Source organism: Chryseobacterium camelliae (assembly GCF_002770595.1).
In the GTDB taxonomy this organism is placed as follows: Bacteria; Bacteroidota; Bacteroidia; order Flavobacteriales; family Weeksellaceae; genus Chryseobacterium; species Chryseobacterium camelliae.
Window position 1 is genome coordinate 883,558 of the sequence record NZ_CP022986.1, and the last position, 17,356, is coordinate 900,913.

The 17,356-nt window shown below is 35.2% G+C and carries 16 protein-coding genes; 7 read left to right on the forward strand and 9 right to left on the reverse strand.

Annotated features, from left to right (window positions below; genetic code table 11):
• Nucleotides 1-185 precede the first annotated feature (185 nt).
• The gene (locus CGB83_RS04055; protein WP_100074647.1) at nucleotides 186-1,421 is read left to right on the forward strand and encodes a cation:proton antiporter; all 1,236 of its coding nucleotides are present in this window, start codon (nucleotides 186-188) and stop codon (nucleotides 1,419-1,421) included.
• A 538-nt stretch (nucleotides 1,422-1,959) separates the two neighbouring features.
• Here the strand turns inward: CGB83_RS04055 and CGB83_RS04060 are convergent.
• Together CGB83_RS04060 and CGB83_RS20700 are read right to left on the reverse strand one after the other, a co-directional pair.
• Entirely contained in the window at nucleotides 1,960-2,565 is a 606-nt protein-coding gene (locus CGB83_RS04060; RefSeq protein WP_236847215.1) for a mechanosensitive ion channel family protein, read from the reverse strand.
• Nucleotides 2,566-2,588: 23 nt separating this feature from the next.
• Nucleotides 2,589-2,732, reverse strand: coding sequence for a hypothetical protein (locus tag CGB83_RS20700; protein WP_418219571.1), 144 nt, complete (start codon nucleotides 2,730-2,732; stop codon nucleotides 2,589-2,591).
• Nucleotides 2,733-3,211: 479 nt separating this feature from the next.
• On the opposite strand from CGB83_RS20700, the gene CGB83_RS04065 reads away from it, so the two are divergent.
• Nucleotides 3,212-4,243, forward strand: coding sequence for an AI-2E family transporter (locus CGB83_RS04065; protein WP_157761301.1), 1,032 nt, complete (start codon nucleotides 3,212-3,214; stop codon nucleotides 4,241-4,243).
• 641 nt (nucleotides 4,244-4,884) lie between these two features.
• Here the strand turns inward: CGB83_RS04065 and CGB83_RS20640 are convergent.
• Nucleotides 4,885-5,688, reverse strand: a complete 804-nt coding sequence (locus tag CGB83_RS20640) for a mechanosensitive ion channel family protein (RefSeq protein WP_100074650.1) — start codon at nucleotides 5,686-5,688, stop codon at nucleotides 4,885-4,887.
• A gap of 491 nt (nucleotides 5,689-6,179) precedes the next feature.
• Here CGB83_RS20640 and CGB83_RS04080 point away from each other — a divergent pair, with 491 nt between their 5' ends.
• Nucleotides 6,180-7,712, forward strand: a complete 1,533-nt coding sequence (locus CGB83_RS04080; protein ID WP_100077483.1) for a SulP family inorganic anion transporter — start codon at nucleotides 6,180-6,182, stop codon at nucleotides 7,710-7,712.
• A 989-nt stretch (nucleotides 7,713-8,701) separates the two neighbouring features.
• Here CGB83_RS04080 and CGB83_RS04085 read toward each other — a convergent pair.
• A complete protein-coding gene (locus CGB83_RS04085; protein WP_100074651.1) occupies nucleotides 8,702-9,481 on the reverse strand; it encodes a helix-turn-helix transcriptional regulator in 780 nt (259 codons plus the stop codon).
• Nucleotides 9,482-9,573: 92 nt separating this feature from the next.
• On the opposite strand from CGB83_RS04085, the gene CGB83_RS04090 reads away from it, so the two are divergent.
• The 4 genes from CGB83_RS04090 to CGB83_RS04105 are packed head-to-tail and all read left to right on the forward strand — an operon-like array spanning nucleotide 9,574 to nucleotide 13,801.
• Nucleotides 9,574-9,831, forward strand: coding sequence for a hypothetical protein (locus tag CGB83_RS04090; protein ID WP_100074652.1), 258 nt, complete (start codon nucleotides 9,574-9,576; stop codon nucleotides 9,829-9,831).
• Nucleotides 9,818-11,152, forward strand: a complete 1,335-nt coding sequence (locus CGB83_RS04095) for a TolC family protein (RefSeq protein ID WP_100074653.1) — start codon at nucleotides 9,818-9,820, stop codon at nucleotides 11,150-11,152. The genes CGB83_RS04090 and CGB83_RS04095 overlap by 14 nt, the downstream gene beginning before the upstream one ends.
• Nucleotides 11,153-11,159: 7 nt before the next feature.
• On the forward strand, nucleotides 11,160-12,212 hold the full coding sequence (locus CGB83_RS04100; protein ID WP_228420087.1) for an HlyD family secretion protein: 1,053 nt from the start codon (nucleotides 11,160-11,162) through the stop codon (nucleotides 12,210-12,212).
• Nucleotides 12,209-13,801 carry an MFS transporter gene (locus CGB83_RS04105; RefSeq protein ID WP_100074654.1) on the forward strand — a complete coding sequence of 531 codons (1,593 nt, stop codon included), beginning with the start codon at nucleotides 12,209-12,211 and terminating at the stop codon, nucleotides 13,799-13,801. The genes CGB83_RS04100 and CGB83_RS04105 overlap by 4 nt, the downstream gene beginning before the upstream one ends.
• 52 nt (nucleotides 13,802-13,853) lie before the next feature.
• Here CGB83_RS04105 and CGB83_RS20095 read toward each other — a convergent pair whose 3' ends face one another.
• The 5 genes from CGB83_RS20095 to CGB83_RS04125 form a co-directional block, all read right to left on the reverse strand.
• Nucleotides 13,854-14,021 (reverse strand): hypothetical protein, encoded by a 168-nt coding sequence (locus CGB83_RS20095; protein ID WP_157761303.1) that lies wholly within the window; start codon nucleotides 14,019-14,021, stop codon nucleotides 13,854-13,856.
• Nucleotides 14,022-14,131: 110 nt separating this feature from the next.
• The gene (locus CGB83_RS04110) at nucleotides 14,132-14,407 is read right to left on the reverse strand and encodes a 7(1) septoil knot domain-containing protein (protein ID WP_100074655.1); all 276 of its coding nucleotides are present in this window, start codon (nucleotides 14,405-14,407) and stop codon (nucleotides 14,132-14,134) included.
• 149 nt (nucleotides 14,408-14,556) lie between these two features.
• Nucleotides 14,557-15,285: a hypothetical protein gene (locus tag CGB83_RS04115; protein ID WP_100074656.1), complete on the reverse strand. Its 729-nt coding sequence runs from the start codon at nucleotides 15,283-15,285 to the stop codon at nucleotides 14,557-14,559.
• 53 nt (nucleotides 15,286-15,338) lie between these two features.
• Nucleotides 15,339-15,896 (reverse strand): SLATT domain-containing protein, encoded by a 558-nt coding sequence (locus tag CGB83_RS04120; RefSeq protein WP_100074657.1) that lies wholly within the window; start codon nucleotides 15,894-15,896, stop codon nucleotides 15,339-15,341.
• Between the two features lie 17 nt (nucleotides 15,897-15,913).
• Nucleotides 15,914-17,218, reverse strand: coding sequence for a nucleotide-binding domain-containing protein (locus CGB83_RS04125; RefSeq protein WP_100074658.1), 1,305 nt, complete (start codon nucleotides 17,216-17,218; stop codon nucleotides 15,914-15,916).
• Between the last annotated feature and the right edge of the window lie 138 nt (nucleotides 17,219-17,356).

Consider the following 17,356-nt stretch of genomic DNA (forward strand, 5'->3'; position numbering starts at 1 on the left):
AAGCATTAATAATGCCGAACATTTGCTATCGTGCAGATGCAAGGCTTTTAATTTAACTCTGGCGGGCTTCCGGACCGACTTCTGGCGGGATATTTGCCATAGCAGGGAAAGTGCCCGTATGGTAGCCGTTATCTGTATCTGTAATATCATACAATATGCATTGAAGAGAAAAAAATGATACATGTATGGATCAATATTTACTTAGTATAACGATAATAGGTGCAGCAACAACTCTTATGGCCTGGATGCCGGGGTTCTCAAAAAAAACAGGAATATCCTATTCTTTATTGTACGTTATTGCAGGCGTCCTGCTCTATCTGGCTGTTCCCCAATACCTTCCGGATCCTCTTCCTGATGACAACGAAAATCTGACTCTTCATCTTACTGAATTGATTGTCATTATTTCTTTAATGGGGACGGGAATCAAAATAGACCGTGCCTTTTCTTTTAAATCATGGTCAGCTCCGTTGAAGCTGATCGGTATTACCATGTTGTTCTGTATTGCTGCTGCAGCCGTTATGGGCTATTACTTTTTGGGGCTGGGTATAGCTTCGGCCACATTACTTGGTGCAGCACTGGCTCCAACAGATCCGGTACTGGCTTCGGATGTTCAGGTAGGACCTCCTAACGATAAAGAAATGTCGGAAGTCAAATTCACACTTACCTCTGAGGCAGGCCTGAATGATGGAGTCTCATTCCCTTTTACCTGGCTTGCCATCTCTATCGGTTTGCTGTTGGCGGGTACTAAGGTCAGTTTTGTGGAATGGTTTGCGTTTGATGTCCTGTACAGAATAGCAGCAGGAGTTGTAATGGGTTTTTTATGTGGTAAGGCTATCGGATTTATATTGTTTAGGCTATCGGGACAATCAGGTGTAGTATCGACCAGGGACGGTTTCCTTGCCATTGCTGTAACCCTGCTGGTCTACGGACTTACGGAATTTGCGTGCGGTTACGGGTTTATATCCGTATTTATCTGCAGCATTACCTTGCGGCATTACGAAAAAGACCATCGTTACCATCAGGAACTACACTCCTTTACAGACCAGATTGAAAGATTGCTGCTGAGCTTACTGATGATATTGTTCGGAGGTGCGATAGCATCAGGTATTTTAAAGCCGATAACCTTACCGATGTTCCTGTTTTCAGCCGTGTTCCTATTGCTGATCCGGCCGCTGTCAGGACGGCTGGCATTATCAAAATCCAACATGAGCCCGAAAGAAAAATGGGCAGTGGGTTTTTTCGGAATCAAAGGGTTAGGATCAATTTTTTATCTTTCTTTTGCTTTCAGCAAATTCAATTTCGAGTATAAGGATGAGCTGTGGGCTATCGTCTCCTTAACCATATTATTGTCCATCATCATACATGGTTTATCCGCAACAACGGTGATGAAAAAGTTCAAAAAAACCGATCAGATGCAGTAGAGTACGATATCCTGCTGCAAATTCTGTTCAACAATTTGTTCTAAAAATAATTCTGTCTGTTTCAAGTTATGGCTGCCTGAAAACAGCATCTTCTAACTTCTTAAGCCAGGAAGGAATATCATTGAACAGGTCATTTTTCCCATGGAAATATGGCCTGCTATTCGGTACCATACCTTTCGACTCCGGTTTTTTCCGGACTGGCTGTCAGCAGACTGAAGATAATCATTATCATCAAATTATACGTAGCTGATCTTTCCCGATTTACGGAGTAATCCAAAGCTACTTATCCCCCACAGCACTGGTTCGCTTGGACGAAAGCACCGCGCGATATTCAGCGCAGTAGTAAATTCTTCCATGTTTCGCTGGCAAATGGTTATTGAAGACGACATTATTATCTTTTTGATAAGAACATTATATTCCAAAAAATATAACTTTTATTTTAATTATCATTTAGAGTAATTTTTTTCCCAATTTAAAATAGGCTATTTCTTATGAAATAGCCTATTTAAATTTTTGTGCTTTGACTGCTTTTAAAGTTTTAATGAATATTCTCCGGCCAGGAAACATCTAAAGTCCGTATTGGAAAAGGAATTGTAATATTATTCTGATCAAAGGATTTCTTTATAGCAATGATTGCGAGATGCCCTACTTTCAAATACTGCGGCTGCTCGGAGGAACTGTACCAGATACGAATCGTAAAGTTAATCGAACTTTCTCCAAATTCCTTGTAAAATAAAGTAACTTCATCCTCAGATGAGAGGCCTTCAATATCTTTAACGGCATCAATGGCCAATTGTGCGGCTTTCTCCAAATCGTCATTATACGATACTCCAACTTCCAGGTCTATTCTTCTTTTTCCCAGGATCGAATAATTTTCGATCGGATTCTGAAAGACATCTTTATTTGGAATGATAACCATTTTACCCTGAAAAGTGAGAATGATGATATCCCTGAGATTAACTTCTTTCACTTTACCCATATAGCCCTTAATCGAAACAATATCTCCAACTTTCAATGGGTGCCAAAATGAAATAAAAATTCCGGATATAAAATTTGCTGCAATATCCTGGAAAGCAAAAGCCAACGCCGAACCAACGATTCCAGCTCCGGCAAGAATTGAGGTTACCGCTTTGTCTAATTTCAAAATACTCAATGCTGTAAAAATGATTATTCCAAATGAAAAAGATGAATAAAGGTGGAAAATAATCGTGTGATTGTAATATTCTCCGTAAACTTTGAAATCAGTTTCTTAGATATTTCCCGAAGCCATTTTGAGATATAAAGTCCAATAAGAACAACGATAATAGCCACAGCTAAATTCGGTAAAATCTTTACCAATGCCCGAAACCACAATTCTAATTTTTAATTTATTAAGTGAAAGGCTTTTTCAAAATCAATCATAATTCTTGATATAAATTAATTATACCTATTCTAAATATACAATTTTTAAGCTCTTACACAGATTATCCTTTGGAGAATATTTATAATTTATTCATCACTTTTAAAGATCAAAATTTTATTATTTATTGCCAGTTTATCTGTTCATAATTTCATGGGGCATGGTAATTGTACATACCCGCAGGTATTTTAATGATGATTTTGAATCATTTTCTCCCGCTTATGTGATGTAAAATTGCATGGGTATAATCTATAAATTCAATAGAATAAAATTTGGATATTTAATTTTTAAGGGATCCTGAATGGTTTGCAATAGATGTATAAGTAATAATCTCTAACGGTTATTTTACAAGCACCTCATATTTTATCATATCAATATAAAAAACTGCATTTTGGATTTTAAAACATTTACTCAACGCTGTATTCTTGTAATTTCCTTGGTCATTGCCGTCCTGTTAATCGCATTTGGTATTGATTTCTTTTTCATGCTTTTTGCCTCGGTTGTTTTGGCTGTATTTCTGATTTCAATCGCCGTAAAAATAAAAAGCTGGCTGAAAATAAAGTATGGCTTGGCACTTACCATTTCCGTTTTGCTGATCGTTATCATCACCGTCGGAACCGGATTTCTGATCTATCCTTCGCTCAACGAACAGGCAGCACAAATGCAGAAAGAAATTCCGCAGTCAATAAATAAACTTAGAGAACATTTATCCCAAACTTCCTGGGGTAAAGACCTGCTGAAAAACATTGAAGATCAAGGCGGTATCGTAAAGGGAAATAAAAAAGACATCGTAAACAGTGCCACTGCTATATTTTCAGCTACTATATCATCGTTTGCCAATATTTTTGTTGTGCTGGTTATTGCGCTATTCTTTGCCGCAGATCCGCATCTGTATAAAAAAGGTTTGCTATATCTGATTCCAGCCCGGGCAGTACGAAAAGCGGATAAACTGATTCACAAATGTTATGAAACCCTGGCTAACTGGCTCAAAGGGAAATTCCTGTCAATGGGAGTGGTCGGCGTGCTTACCTATATTGGGCTTATCGTCTTAGATTTTCCGATACCGCTTGTTCTTTCACTAATTGCCATGGTTCTTACATTCATTCCTAATATCGGTCCGATCATTGCTATGGTGCCGGCCATGCTGATCGGCTTGGTAAAAAGTCCCGAACAGGCCCTTTATGCAGCTGTGCTTTACATGATTGTTCAGACCTTGGAGAGCTATCTTATTACGCCGTACATTAATAAGAAGGCAGTCGATCTTCCACCAGCCCTTACGTTGGCATGGCAGGTATTCTTAGGGATTTTCCTGGGCGGGCTTGGACTTTTTATGGCCACGCCGCTACTGGCTATCATCTTTGTTCTGGTGAATGATTTGTATGTAAAAGACTACCTGAAAAAAAGAAGCGCAGATCTCTCCTGATCTGCAATATCTTGTAAGTTTTTTTGGATTAATTTGACATTAAAGCTTAGCAGAATTTTGCGATTTACTTTTGTAGCGTTGATAAAAATTAAACTTCTGATTGGATTGCGAAGGTATCAGAAGCAAGATAATAAAGAGTTCTTATAGAGCTAATTGTTGTCAAGTATTTTCATTTGGATTAAACTTCTTAGATCATCAGAAGATGGTTCTTCAAATATTTCTAAATCAAAATAATGAATGGCCGCAAAGAGATGGTCAAAGATATCAGACATGGTATCCTCGTAGAAGACCCAGTTCGTTCCATTGGTAAACATATACAACTCAAGGGGAAGACCTTTCGAAGTGGAAGGTAACTGTCTGACCATTAAAGTCATTTCTTGATTCACATCGGGATTGCTTTTAGAAAAGAACGTAATGTACTTTCTAAAGAGGCCGATGTTTGTCATTCTTCTTCCATTAACCTTTATATTAGTATCAAAATTATGCTGCGAATTATATTCTTTTATCTGCTGTTCTCGTTCTTCAATAAATGAATTCAGTAACGCAATTTTTTTTAGTTCTAAAATATCTACATCCTCAAGATATCGAATGGTGGAAATTTTTATATTTATTGCTCTCTTAAGACGCCTACCACCAGTGTCCTACATCCCTCGGTAATTTTTGAAAGAATCACTTAAAAGCGTATACGTCGGAATCGTTACAATGGTTTTATCGAAGTTTTGTACTCTGACATTATTTAAATTAATCTCAAGAATATCACCATCTACGCCATATTTTGGCATTTCTATCCAGTCACCTACCCTTACAGAGTCATTTGCCGAAACCTGTATGCTTGCAACAAATCCTAAAATTGTATCTTTAAATACCAACATCAGGACAGCTGAAGCAGCTCCCAGTGATACAAGGAAAGACCATGGTGAGCTTCCCGTAAATATTGAAACCGTAAGGGTGATTAAAATAAAAATCAGAAGTATCTGTAGTACCTGAAGATAGCTATCAACTGGTTTGTTAGCAAATGCCTTGCTCATTCGTAAAACATCCCTTCCCGTTTTTAGAAGACCGTTTAATAATTTAAAAAGAAAGAATAAAATAAGTACGCTGAGAATTTTATAAAGCAGACTATTGAACGACGGAAAGCCGTTGAAAATAATCGGAATAAGCTGTTGCGTGACTGCTGCAAGGATTAACCTCGTTAAATAGGTTAATATTTTATTTTGAACCAGATAATTTCCCCACTGATCATTTGTTTTCCGGATAAGTTGAAGGAGCGTAGAGTGCAAAAAAAAACGGAGAATATAATCAACCAGTAAAATAAATAACAGCAATGAAATCAGCAGAATACACACTGTGCTTATTTGTGCGGCCTGGTCATTAAGTCCTATTGATTTTGAAAGATTTAGTGTCCAATCATAAATTGCGCTAGTCTCATCGTTAATGCTAAACATAGTAAATTTTTAGAATTAACAAGCTAACTTACAAAAAATCAAATTTTTGAACTTTAATCATCTTTATGATATTGCTAATCAATTAATTAATCTTTTAACATTTTATTAATCGAATTGCTATAATTGAAAATACTTACACTAAATACCTAAATTATATTTATTATCATAGATTTCCCTTATTTTTTTAAGATTTACTCTCTTAAGTTTATAAATTAAATTTAAATCAATATTAATTTATGACAAATGAACTCTCAAGAGCAGATAATTTATTGCTTAAATTTTGCCTCTTTTACCTTAAAAGATTATTTTTGCATTATTCTTATGAATTTATTCAAAACTATATCTTCTCAAGTTACACCGCCTTGATTTAACAGGCTCACTTTTATATAATATCCAAAAATTCCTTTTGGATAATTTTTCTTATACATTCAACAATAAATTTTAAAACAATATCCCTTATTCTGTTATGGGATAAAATGCAGATTATAATTATGGAAAATACTTCTTCTGGTTTTCGATTACAAAATATTAATATTAAAAATGAAATTTTAGCAGGACTAACGGTTGCTATGACTATGATACCGGAGTCGCTTTCTTTTGCAATCCTGGCAGGCCTGTCCCCGCTGACCGGTCTCTATGCTGCATTCTTAATGGGAATTGTCACAGCACTTATTGGAGGACGGCCGGGCATGGTCTCAGGAGGTGCAGGTGCCACAGTAGTTGTCCTTATTGCCCTTGCTTCTTCTCATGGAGTTGAATATCTTTTTGCGGCCGTTATCATGGCAGGAATAATCCAACTCTGTGTCGGTGTACTGAAACTAGGTAAGTTCGTAAGACTGATCCCACAGCCTGTGATGTATGGTTTTTTAAATGGTCTTGCGGTGATCATCTTTATGGCACAGGTAAACCAGTTCAAGGTAATGGAAAATGGAATCAGTTCCTGGATGGAAGGTTCTGCCCTCTATATTATGGCCGGATTAACCCTTTTAACCATTGCAATCGTCTTTTTCTTTCCGAAGATCACTAAGGCTGTGCCTTCATCACTGGTTGCCATCATTGTAGTTTTCGGACTGGTATATTTTCTCGGTATTGACACCAGAAAAGTGCTTGATATTGCATCGGTTAGTGGTTCTCTGCCATCTTTTCATATCCCGAGAATTCCATTTACTTTAGAAACTTTAAAAATCATTTTTCCTTATGCCTTAATTATGGCAGGGGTCGGAATGATAGAATCTTTACTGACCTTGAATATGGTAGATGAAATTACCAATACAAAAGGAAACTCCAACAAGGAAGCATGCGCCCAAGGTGTTGCTAACATTGCTAATGGATTTTTCGGAGGAATGGGAGGTTGTGCCATGGTAGCACAAACGCTGGTTAATATTGATGCTGGTGCCAGAACCAGGATTTCTGCAATAATCGGCTCTTTGGCTATTTTAACTATAATCCTGGTGGGAAGTCCTGTTATCGAGCAAATACCAATGGCCGCTTTGGTAGGTGTAATGATGATGGTAGCGATAGGTACTTTTGAATGGGTTTCTTTTCGCATCATCACAAAAATGCCTAAATCAGATATTTTTGTGGGCATGCTCGTAGCTATTATTACTGTCTTGCTACATAATCTTGCCTTGGCCGTCCTGATAGGTGTTATTATATCTGCTTTGGTTTTTGCCTGGGATAATGCGAAAAGAATTCGTGCGAGAAAATCAACAGATCAAAACGGAAGTAAAATTTACGAAATTTACGGACCATTATTTTTTGGCAGCACCACAGCCTTTACTGATAAATTTGATGTCCTGGATGACCCGGAGAAAATAATTATTGATTTCAAAGAATCCCGTATAGTCGATATGTCTGCTATTGAGGCCTTGAAGAAGGTGACAGACAAATATAAATCACAAGGTAAAAAAGTTGTTTTAAAGCATCTTAGTACAGACTGTATTCAATTACTAGATAATGCCAGCGGCTTTATAGAAGTAAATCTTCATGAAGATCCAACCTATAAAATAATACCTAAAAAATAGTATACTCTCATTTGGCAAAAAAAACTGGTAATTTACATGTTATCAGTTTTCCTTTATTCGACAATACAATCAATCGTTTTTTGAGATTTTAGAAAGAGTTCACTTGAAGCTTATTCCAATTACTTAACAATTCATCACCATTTAACGGTTAAAGGTTCACGATGCCTCTCGTTGAATACTGTTTACATTATCATATGCCTATTTACATGTGCAGTATAAAAATCGGGAAATGCTTTTTGATCTGCATTAAGATTTACAAATATATAATCATGATTCAGATCTATTTTATCCTTCATTAATGGCCATCTATACTCTTTGTAAATTCCTTTAACTTAAATAATAATTATTGATCATATCTTTCTACAAGAATATTGATTGATTTCGCATTCCCATTGTAATTCCTACACTAAATCCTCTTATAAGCAGTTCTGCTGCTACAAAATTCTCTCCTGAAAGTCCAGTATTATTTCTTAAATTCTGCCGTACTGATATTTGTTTTTTGAAAATATTTTAGTTATATAAGCATTATAACTAATTTATTTAAATATATAATTAACAAATTGCTACTATAAAAACACACCAAACATTCAGCAATCTACAACCGTTTTGGCATACTATAAAAATCATACGGAATTAACCTAACACATCTGTTGATCTATATTTATATAATCCTTACCCATATGCTCAATCGAAGGCGCTCAGCCTCGCTTTTGACAAGCCTGGTTAACTGTGGTTTTATTTTTTAAGATTTTGTTTTTCCCATGGTAAACTTCCCTGTTTTTTATTCTCTACATCTATATCTCTTTAGTAGCTCCAGGGACGATAACAGTTTCTGGTGCGGCCATTATCCTGGATATCGCTGGATCCAATCTCCCGGAATTGGTCAACTGCCTATCTTGTCTTCCTTCAGCAACTTACTAAGGAACTGATTGAGTTCTATGGTGCGGACAGCATCACGGATATAGTTAATACAACTATCATTGTACTGCTCATTTCGTTTTAAACTCCGTAGGTCTCATATTTGTCAGTTGCTGAAAGTTATTGCTAAAAGCAGATATATTCGAATAACCAATTTCATAGGCTATCTCCGTCATGTTTAAATCTGTATCCTTAATCAATTCCAGCGCCCGGATAATACGCAGCATCTTTACGTATTGAACAAAAGTTATATGCAATTTCGTTTGAAATAACCTTGTCAGGCTACGCACACTCATTCCCGATTGCTCAGCAATAATATCTAAATTTAGATTTTCATTTAACCTGTCTCTAAAGCTGTCGATAATTGCATTGAGCCGTTTATCGTTTGTAGTAGGAAGCTGGATGGAGAATTTTTTAAGATTTTCCTTTGATAACACGCTTTTAAGAGTTAATAAAAATTCAAATTTCCACGAGCCTTTAAAATAATTTCCTTGCCATTTCTCACTAAATGAGAGCATTTCTGCAAGAAGATTACTTACAGGATAAATACCCAGTTCATCATAAAAACCAGCTGTTGTCTTGTTAGGAAAGTAAATATTAATGATATACAGATCCTGTGTATTAAACATCAGGTTGTGAGGATAATTTTTGGGTATCCAAATGTAATGATTTGACGGAATATAAAAATCCTTTTCGTCTGTCTGCAAATAAGCAATCCCGCCATAAACCAATAGTAACTGAGCCTTATCATGCCGATGAGCAGGCAGGCGCTGCTCCGTCTGTTGCCTCATTACAACGATGGAATCGGGATTTTGATCCACAATCTTTATTAATTCACTCAGAATTTTCATTTGGCCAAATATAACAAATATTAGGCTAATTATATATAATGATAGCTTGGTATGTTAGGTAATTTTGTTGTGTTACTGAGAGAGAAATCGTTATGGAAAATAACATTATTAAACCTGACAAAGATTTTGAGCCTGAATCGAAAACCAAAAAATCTGAACATCAATCAACTGATAAAGAAGAAAGTGATAAAGATAGCATCTACTGGCAGGCTTGTAGATATTCGGGCCCCTTTATGTCAGAGATAGATTTAAGATTTGCTTTTGTTGAGTTGAAAAATCTGCTAATACAATGGCTGGAAAAAAGAAAGAAACCAAGTATTTATAAAAACGAAACTAATGAAACAATATAAAACAGCTCAGATTTTGGGAATACTGTTTCAGTTGATTGCATCATCCATTTATGCCCAGCATACCAAAAAAGCCCAGGCTTTAAGTTTGGAAGAAATATGGAAAGTTGCAGAAATAAATAGCCGGCAACTGAAACTTTCCGATCTAAACTATCAGCAAAGTAAAATAGAAATATTGGAAGCCAGAGACCGTTTGCTACCGGAGCTATCGGTTGGTGGAGACGTAAAACTCAATTCCAAATTTCTTATCTATGACAATGGGTTATTCTCTTCTCCGCAGGATGTGCCTGTAAAAGGCTATGGATACGGAGTGGGTTACAACTTTAACTTTAACCTCTACAATGGTGGTAAAGACAAAAGGAACATCACTCTAAGAAAGGAAGAGGAGACGCGAAAACAATATGAACTGGATCTGCAAAAGCATAGCGTAAAATATAATGTAGCAATTGCTTATTTTGATTTGTATAAGTTTTTACATTTCTATGACTTTATTAATGCGGAGATTGAAGCAGAAAAAAAGCAGTCGAGATTAATAGAAAGTCTGCATAAAAACGGTACTGTTCTAAAGAGTGATGTACTGCGAACCTCGGTGAAATTGTCTGAACTGGAACTTAGTCTTTCCGATGTTAGCAAAAAGATTGAAATAGCCAAACAACGCCTGAATATACTGATGGGACATGAAAATGATCTGGAGCTGGCAATCAGATACCAAGATACAATTGAATTAAGCGGCATTACAGGTGGTGACTACAACGATTATGTAGACATCGCTTTTAACAGATCTCCGGAATATAAAATGGTTGGCAGCGATATTAAATGGAGTGAACTGAACCTAAAACAAGTGAAAGCTACGCTATTGCCCAAAGTTTCCCTGTACTCCAATTACAATTATACTTATCCGCAGATTTCCTTTTATCCGTATTCAAATGATTTGTGGGCATTTGGTCAGACAGGAATTAAGGTACAGTATTCTATTGATAATCTTTACAAAAGTAAGCATACCATTGCTCGTGCTCAGGTTGCCAGCAATCAGGCTAAAGAAAAAGCAGAGATGAAGAGGGACGAAATATCTCTTCAGGTAAAAGAAACCTATTTGCAGCAACAGCAGGCTTTGGAAACTGTCGAAACAGCAAAACAAAATATTATTAAAACTACCGAAACCGTTCGTGTGATCAGAAGCAGCTACTTAAATCAGGAATCACTACTGACAGATCTCTTAGAAGCGGAAAACGCTTTACTGAAGTCAAAATTCAATCTGACAACAGCACAGGTAAACGTAAAAGTAACCCATATCAAACTATTGGCAATTATAGGAATTCTTTAATACAACTATGATGAACAAAAATAAAACAGATAAAATTGTTGTAACCCTAACCAAATGGTTTGGAATTGCATTATTCGTAGGGATCATTATTAGGTGCACTATCTATTTCCTAAAAGGATATCGCTATGAACAGACTAATGATGCACAGGTGGATGTTTACCTATCACCGATAAACACAAAAGTGGGTGGCTATATCAGCAAAATATATTACAAGGACAATAAAGTTGTTAAAAAAGGTGATACGCTAGTAGTCATTGAATTAGACGAGTATGGACTTAAAAGAGATGCTGCATCAGCAGAACTCATGAGTTCAAACGCCAAATTACCGATTTTATCCGCGAATGAAGAAACTCAACTTAAAAGTATTGAGGTTATAAAAGCTCAATTAGCAGGAGCTAAAGCGAGATTGAGCCAACAGCAAAGAGAGTTTGAACGTTATAAAAATCTACTGTCGGACGAATCTACCACACAACAAAAATTCGACAACATCAGTGCTTCTTTAGCCATTGCACAATCAGATTATGATCAGGCTGAAGCTTCTTTACAAGTAGCCGAATCCAAATTGAATGATTTTAGAGCACAACATCATGCAATACAGGCGGAGATAAAAATCAAAGAAACACTTCTTCAAAGACAGGAACTGGACATTCGATATACGGTTATCACTGCACCATTTGATGGACAAATCGGTAAAAAGACCATTCAGGAAGGTCAACTGATACAACCTGGGCAAACATTAGCTTTTTTGGTGAACACAGCCGAGGAAAAGTGGGTGATTGCAAATTTTAAAGAAACACAGATTAGCGACTTCAAAACCGGGCAACTGGTATCCATAGAAGTTGATGCTTTTCCAAATGAAAAGTTCAATGGTACCATTGAATCACTTTCGCCAACCACAGGTTCGCGTTATTCACTACTTCCACCAGATAATGCTACAGGTAATTTTGTTAAAATCATCCAACGGATTCCTGTAAGAATTAAACTGACTGATAAGCCTGAAAAATTGGGAAAACTCTCTGCCGGAATGAATGCCAATGTTTACGTTTTAAAAGATAAATGATGCAAGCACACAAAATACCGGTTTTTAAATCCTGGGTATCGGAATGGGTGGCGAGATCCGTCATATTTGCCATTCTGATGGCCTGCTTGTTTAGCTTCGCTTTTTACGGCAATCCAGTTGCAGCAATGGGTTTTTACGGGATACAGTCTACCGATGTACAATATGGTATGGTCGTTATTTATGGTTCTACTGTAGCTTTCCTGGCACTTGATTTTCGTATCGTAAAATATTTTACACCTCGGAAATATTTATTGATTGCTATAGCCGTAAATGTACTATGTTCTGTGCTCTGTTTTCACTTTAAGGATTGGATGTTGTTTGTTATTTGCCAGTTTTTTCAAGGAATTACCTGTGCATTAATGTCAGGCATCGTATTACAACTTATATTCCCAAGATTGCAGTCTGTCCGAGGCCGAGTGATTGCCTTTAGCTTGCTATATGGCAGTATACAGATTGCCGTTCCATTTTATTCTATTTTTAGCGGCGTGGTCATTTATTTTTTTGATTTCAACTGGTTATTCTACGGGTTTATTATCATACTCATCATGCTAACAGTTACTATATTGCTAACCATGAACAGTAAGGCCCGGTTTACCAAAAAAATACCACTTTATCAGGTGGATTGGATAGGTTATTTGTTTTATGTATCTTTTATCTTAATCCTGGGATACATCCTTGTATATGGGCGACAACTGGGATGGTTCGGCAGTTCGTTAATCATTACATTTACTATAGTTAATCTAACTATTCTTTCACTTTTTGTTCTTAGAGAATTAAAACTAAAAAGACCATTGATCAACTTACAAATTTTCAAGACCAAGAATTTTGTGATTGGGCTATTACTGCTTTTTACATTTTATATTTTTAAGGGAAGCACAGGACTAGCCTATGGTTACCTTGAAGTAATTTTAGGAAATGATCCACTGAGCATCATTCCTATATGGACGGCTGTCATTTTAGGAACAATAGTGAGTATGTTCGTTATTTCCAGATTTATACTGATGGGTTACAACTTAATCAGGATGATTATTGTTGGCTTTGGAATAATGGGGGTTTATTATGCTTATATGATACTTTTTGTTTCTGTGCAGGGCGAGACAGTTGATTTCATCTTTCCAATGTTTATTTATGGTGTAGCAACAGGAGTCTTATTTGTTCCTATAGTTTCATTTACCACTTCATCAGCACCTCCCAAAATCGCCATCAATGCATCGCTTTGGGGTATACTGGCCAGGTTTACAGGTTTTACAACTAGTCTGGCACTGAACAACGAACTCCAATTGTTTGCAAAATCCGGGGTTCGGGAAAAGATTCGGGAATCACTCACAGAAACCAACCCTCAATTGCAAACTACCTTAATGGATATTCAAAATCAATATGTGAATGCAGGAAGTGATATCTATACTTCCAAAGCAGTATCCACAGGCTATTTTAATCAAATGATAGGTCATCAGATATTAGCTCGTGCTACTAGAGATTATTATGATTTGATGTTAACAGGTGTGATTTTTGTAATTGTTGCTTTGCTACTCTTGCCACAAATTCAACATGTTGTTTTGAAATTAAGAAAAGGTAATATTCCTTATTGAAAATTTGTTTGGAATGTAAACTTATGAAATGGCAATCTATCGTTTTTTGAGATTATATATTTTGGAGTATTTTTTTTGCCTTCTGAAATTCAGCAAGATTCTTTTTACAATCTGCAACAATTTCTTTAGACATTTCATCTAACTTTTTCTCATTGTTTTTGATAGCATTTTTATACCATCTAATTCTTTCATCTAAAACCAAAATCACTTGTTGCATCATATCTTTTTTAGAGATTAATTATTTATACCCTTATTGATCAAAGGAATTTTAATTATAAAAGATCCAGAATCACATTTGATGACAATATCATAATTTTAGGAGAGAGATTCCTAGCCCAATTTACCTCGGTACCGGCTTTCCTTCTGCCATCCAGGTTCACCATAAGTATCCACAAAACATACCTTGACCTGCGCCATACCAACAGAAGTAAAAATAACACAACATGTTGCATCCTGCCTATTACGGGTAATAAACCACCGTGCATCGACAACAGCGAGTCCTGGCGAAGAAACCCGATAAACCAATAAATCTGCTTCACCCTGGCTGACGAGTGCCACCCTGATATGGGCCTCTCCCATTACTGATGTTTGATATATTCTTGACATTTAAATATTTAAAGCTGTTTCTATAACTAATCCTTCTTTACCGAACCTGTCTTCAGTTTTGTTGCCTGCGATTGATACTGTTATGAGGTAATTAAAGCTAATATTTCAATTTGCCCTATAGTACTAATCTTCATTGTTCGAAGTTTTTTTTAAAACTTGCTGACCGCAAAAGGGAAGTCTTCTGTTCCAATGATTTCCGGATTTTGTTCCTTATCAATTTCTTTTTTCGTTAATCCCTGAACATTTGTTTTTACAAATTCCATTAACGCGCATATTCCTAAAGTTTGGAAGTGATTTTGACTACTTAAATGCCAATTGAAAGCAGCCTGTAGTAATGAAAAAGAAAAATAGTAGTTCCATGCACTTCCACCTTTACTACAGGCAAAACATACAGTTACACCATTATTACATTTCAAAATTCTATCATTGTAAAGTTCTTTAGCTATGTCTCTATTTATTGGTGCTCTTATTATTCCACCATACTCGAATTTAGGTAATCTATCATTTAGGTCAATTTGAAATACTTTGTTGAGGATATCTCTACAACTTTCAACTATTATTAACTGTTTTTCAATATTAAGTTCCAACTGACCAGCTTTAATAATTTCGTCTTTATTTATTTGGAATGCTTGATTTTCGTTCGTTGTTGCTCCGTGTCCGATAAGTACAATAACTGCGTAATCTGAAATAAAATTTTTTGTTAAAGATTTTAATTCTGCTGATTTTGGTTGTTCATAAATAATAATCTCGTCTTCATCGTAAGCTCCACCAGAATTTCCTCTAAAATAATTATAGTAATAATTAAGATAGAAATTAAAGGAATTCTTATCTTGTTCGTTTTGTGGATGTCCTGTAATTAAAATTATTCGTCTAATCATTCAAATTCCTTTTTTGGGTTAAATTATACACTGCTCACATCGGCTACATATACTTATCTTACTCTTCTCAAGCTATCAGGTAAAAATTTATCAATCTCTTCATCAGAAAATGTAAATTCTTCATTTTTTTGTAAAGCTCTTGAAGCAATCTGATATGCTTTGTTTATTGTTTTTGGAGCTCCTCTATATGTACTGATTAATTGCTGACTTAGTGTATTTCTAGTTTCTTGCAAAATTGCAAGATCAATATTTCCAATTTTAATATCTACTAGTAAGGACAATAATTTTTCTCTTACTTCGAGAATATCTAAAGCAGCTTGTTTATGCTTTTCTGCCAAAGCTAATAAATTGTAATCTTTTGAATATAATGTTAATCCAAGTAAAATAGTAGAAAATAATGCTGCCAAAAATTGAAATATTTTTCCCTCTCCAAAAATTACTACTAAAATACTTGTAGTTGTTAATACTGATAAAATTATTTCAATTATTTTTAATGAATCATTTCGGTTTTTTAATACATCCGCGCATTTTTCGTGCGTCTTGTGAGTATAGATCACTCTTCCATAAATTTCTCTTATTTGAGACTCAAGTAAAATTTTGCTTTCAATCATAATATTTTTATTAATAATTAACCTGAAATAGGAACATCAATTGAATCTTTTGCAACTACTATGTTATCTTTAATAATATAACATTCAACAAAATGTCCGCCTTTAAAACTTGAACTTTCAATTCTTTGTTCATAACCGCCATCAGTTGTTATTTGTCCTCTGATACAATTCTTCTTAATCGCTTCATTACCTCTATTTGTAACTTTCCATTTTACGATGTAAGGGTGTGGAACATCAATTTCGGAGATAAAAAAACGAAGTGATTTTCCCGCTATCAATGGATATCTTTTCCTTAAATATTCTCTGAGTAGTCCTTCTCTATATCCATTCTGTTTAACTTCACAATCAATTTCAAGGTTGTATTTTATTTCAACAAAATGTAAATCATCTATGAATTCTTCGGTATTTTCATAATGCAAATTAATTGCTTTTGCTTCATTCTCTTCATTTTCATATTTAGGGAAAGCACTTCCATATACATCTCGCCATTTATTATGTTTAGTTTGATCAGATGTTGATCCAATAGCCTCATTAGCTAAATTATACGCCTTGTTAGCTTTTTTTTTAAAAGATTTTTTAACTTTTACATGTTGTTTACTACCTAAAGCTCCATAAATTGTTTGATCCTTTGGTTGCTCATACAGATATTTAAAAAAATCTCGACTCATTTCATCGTAGTAATAATAACTTTTAGTATCAAAATATGTTGTAGAATTTAAAAAATTGTATGCTAAAGTATCAATTAATAAGCCCCCCATACAAACACCATTTTTGTTTTTCCAAGATCTTGCCATTTTACATAATCTTCGAAGGTTCTTATTTATATTGTCCGAAGCCTCTAACATTGCATCCATCTCTTTTCGTGGTTTTGTGATTTTCCATGATCCATCACCATAAGTGTCTGGATATTTGTAATCTTGATCTTCCATTTCGAAAGTAGGCTGTACATCAATATGGGTACCGTCAGAAAATTTCACAGTGACTACACATCTATCCACTTTAATATCCGATGCTGAGTATGTATTTGAGATGGCAGTTTTAGTATCCTGTAATAATTTTAACTGTCCTCCTTTTTGGTTATAATTATCCCATTTTGATGCCGGAATCACATATAACATGTCAAGATCTGAAATACCTTTTATACCACTATATCTACCATAAGAACCTACTTGTAAGCTATTTGCAATTGTGGATTCGGTAGTACGAAAATATTTGTTTAAAGCTTTGGTAATTCTACCGTATCTATTAGAAATTGTTGACGCCTTTTCGTCACTGATTTTAATATTGCCTAAAAATTCTTGAAAAGTTAAAGATACATTCATATTATATTAGTTAGTTTTTTTTGAGATATGGCACAGAGTTAAACGGTAATGCTCGTATGTTTTTTATTTTGAAACCGGAAGCACGGGTTTAGTGCCAAAGTATCTAAAACATATATTTTGTAAAAAGATTATATTGTG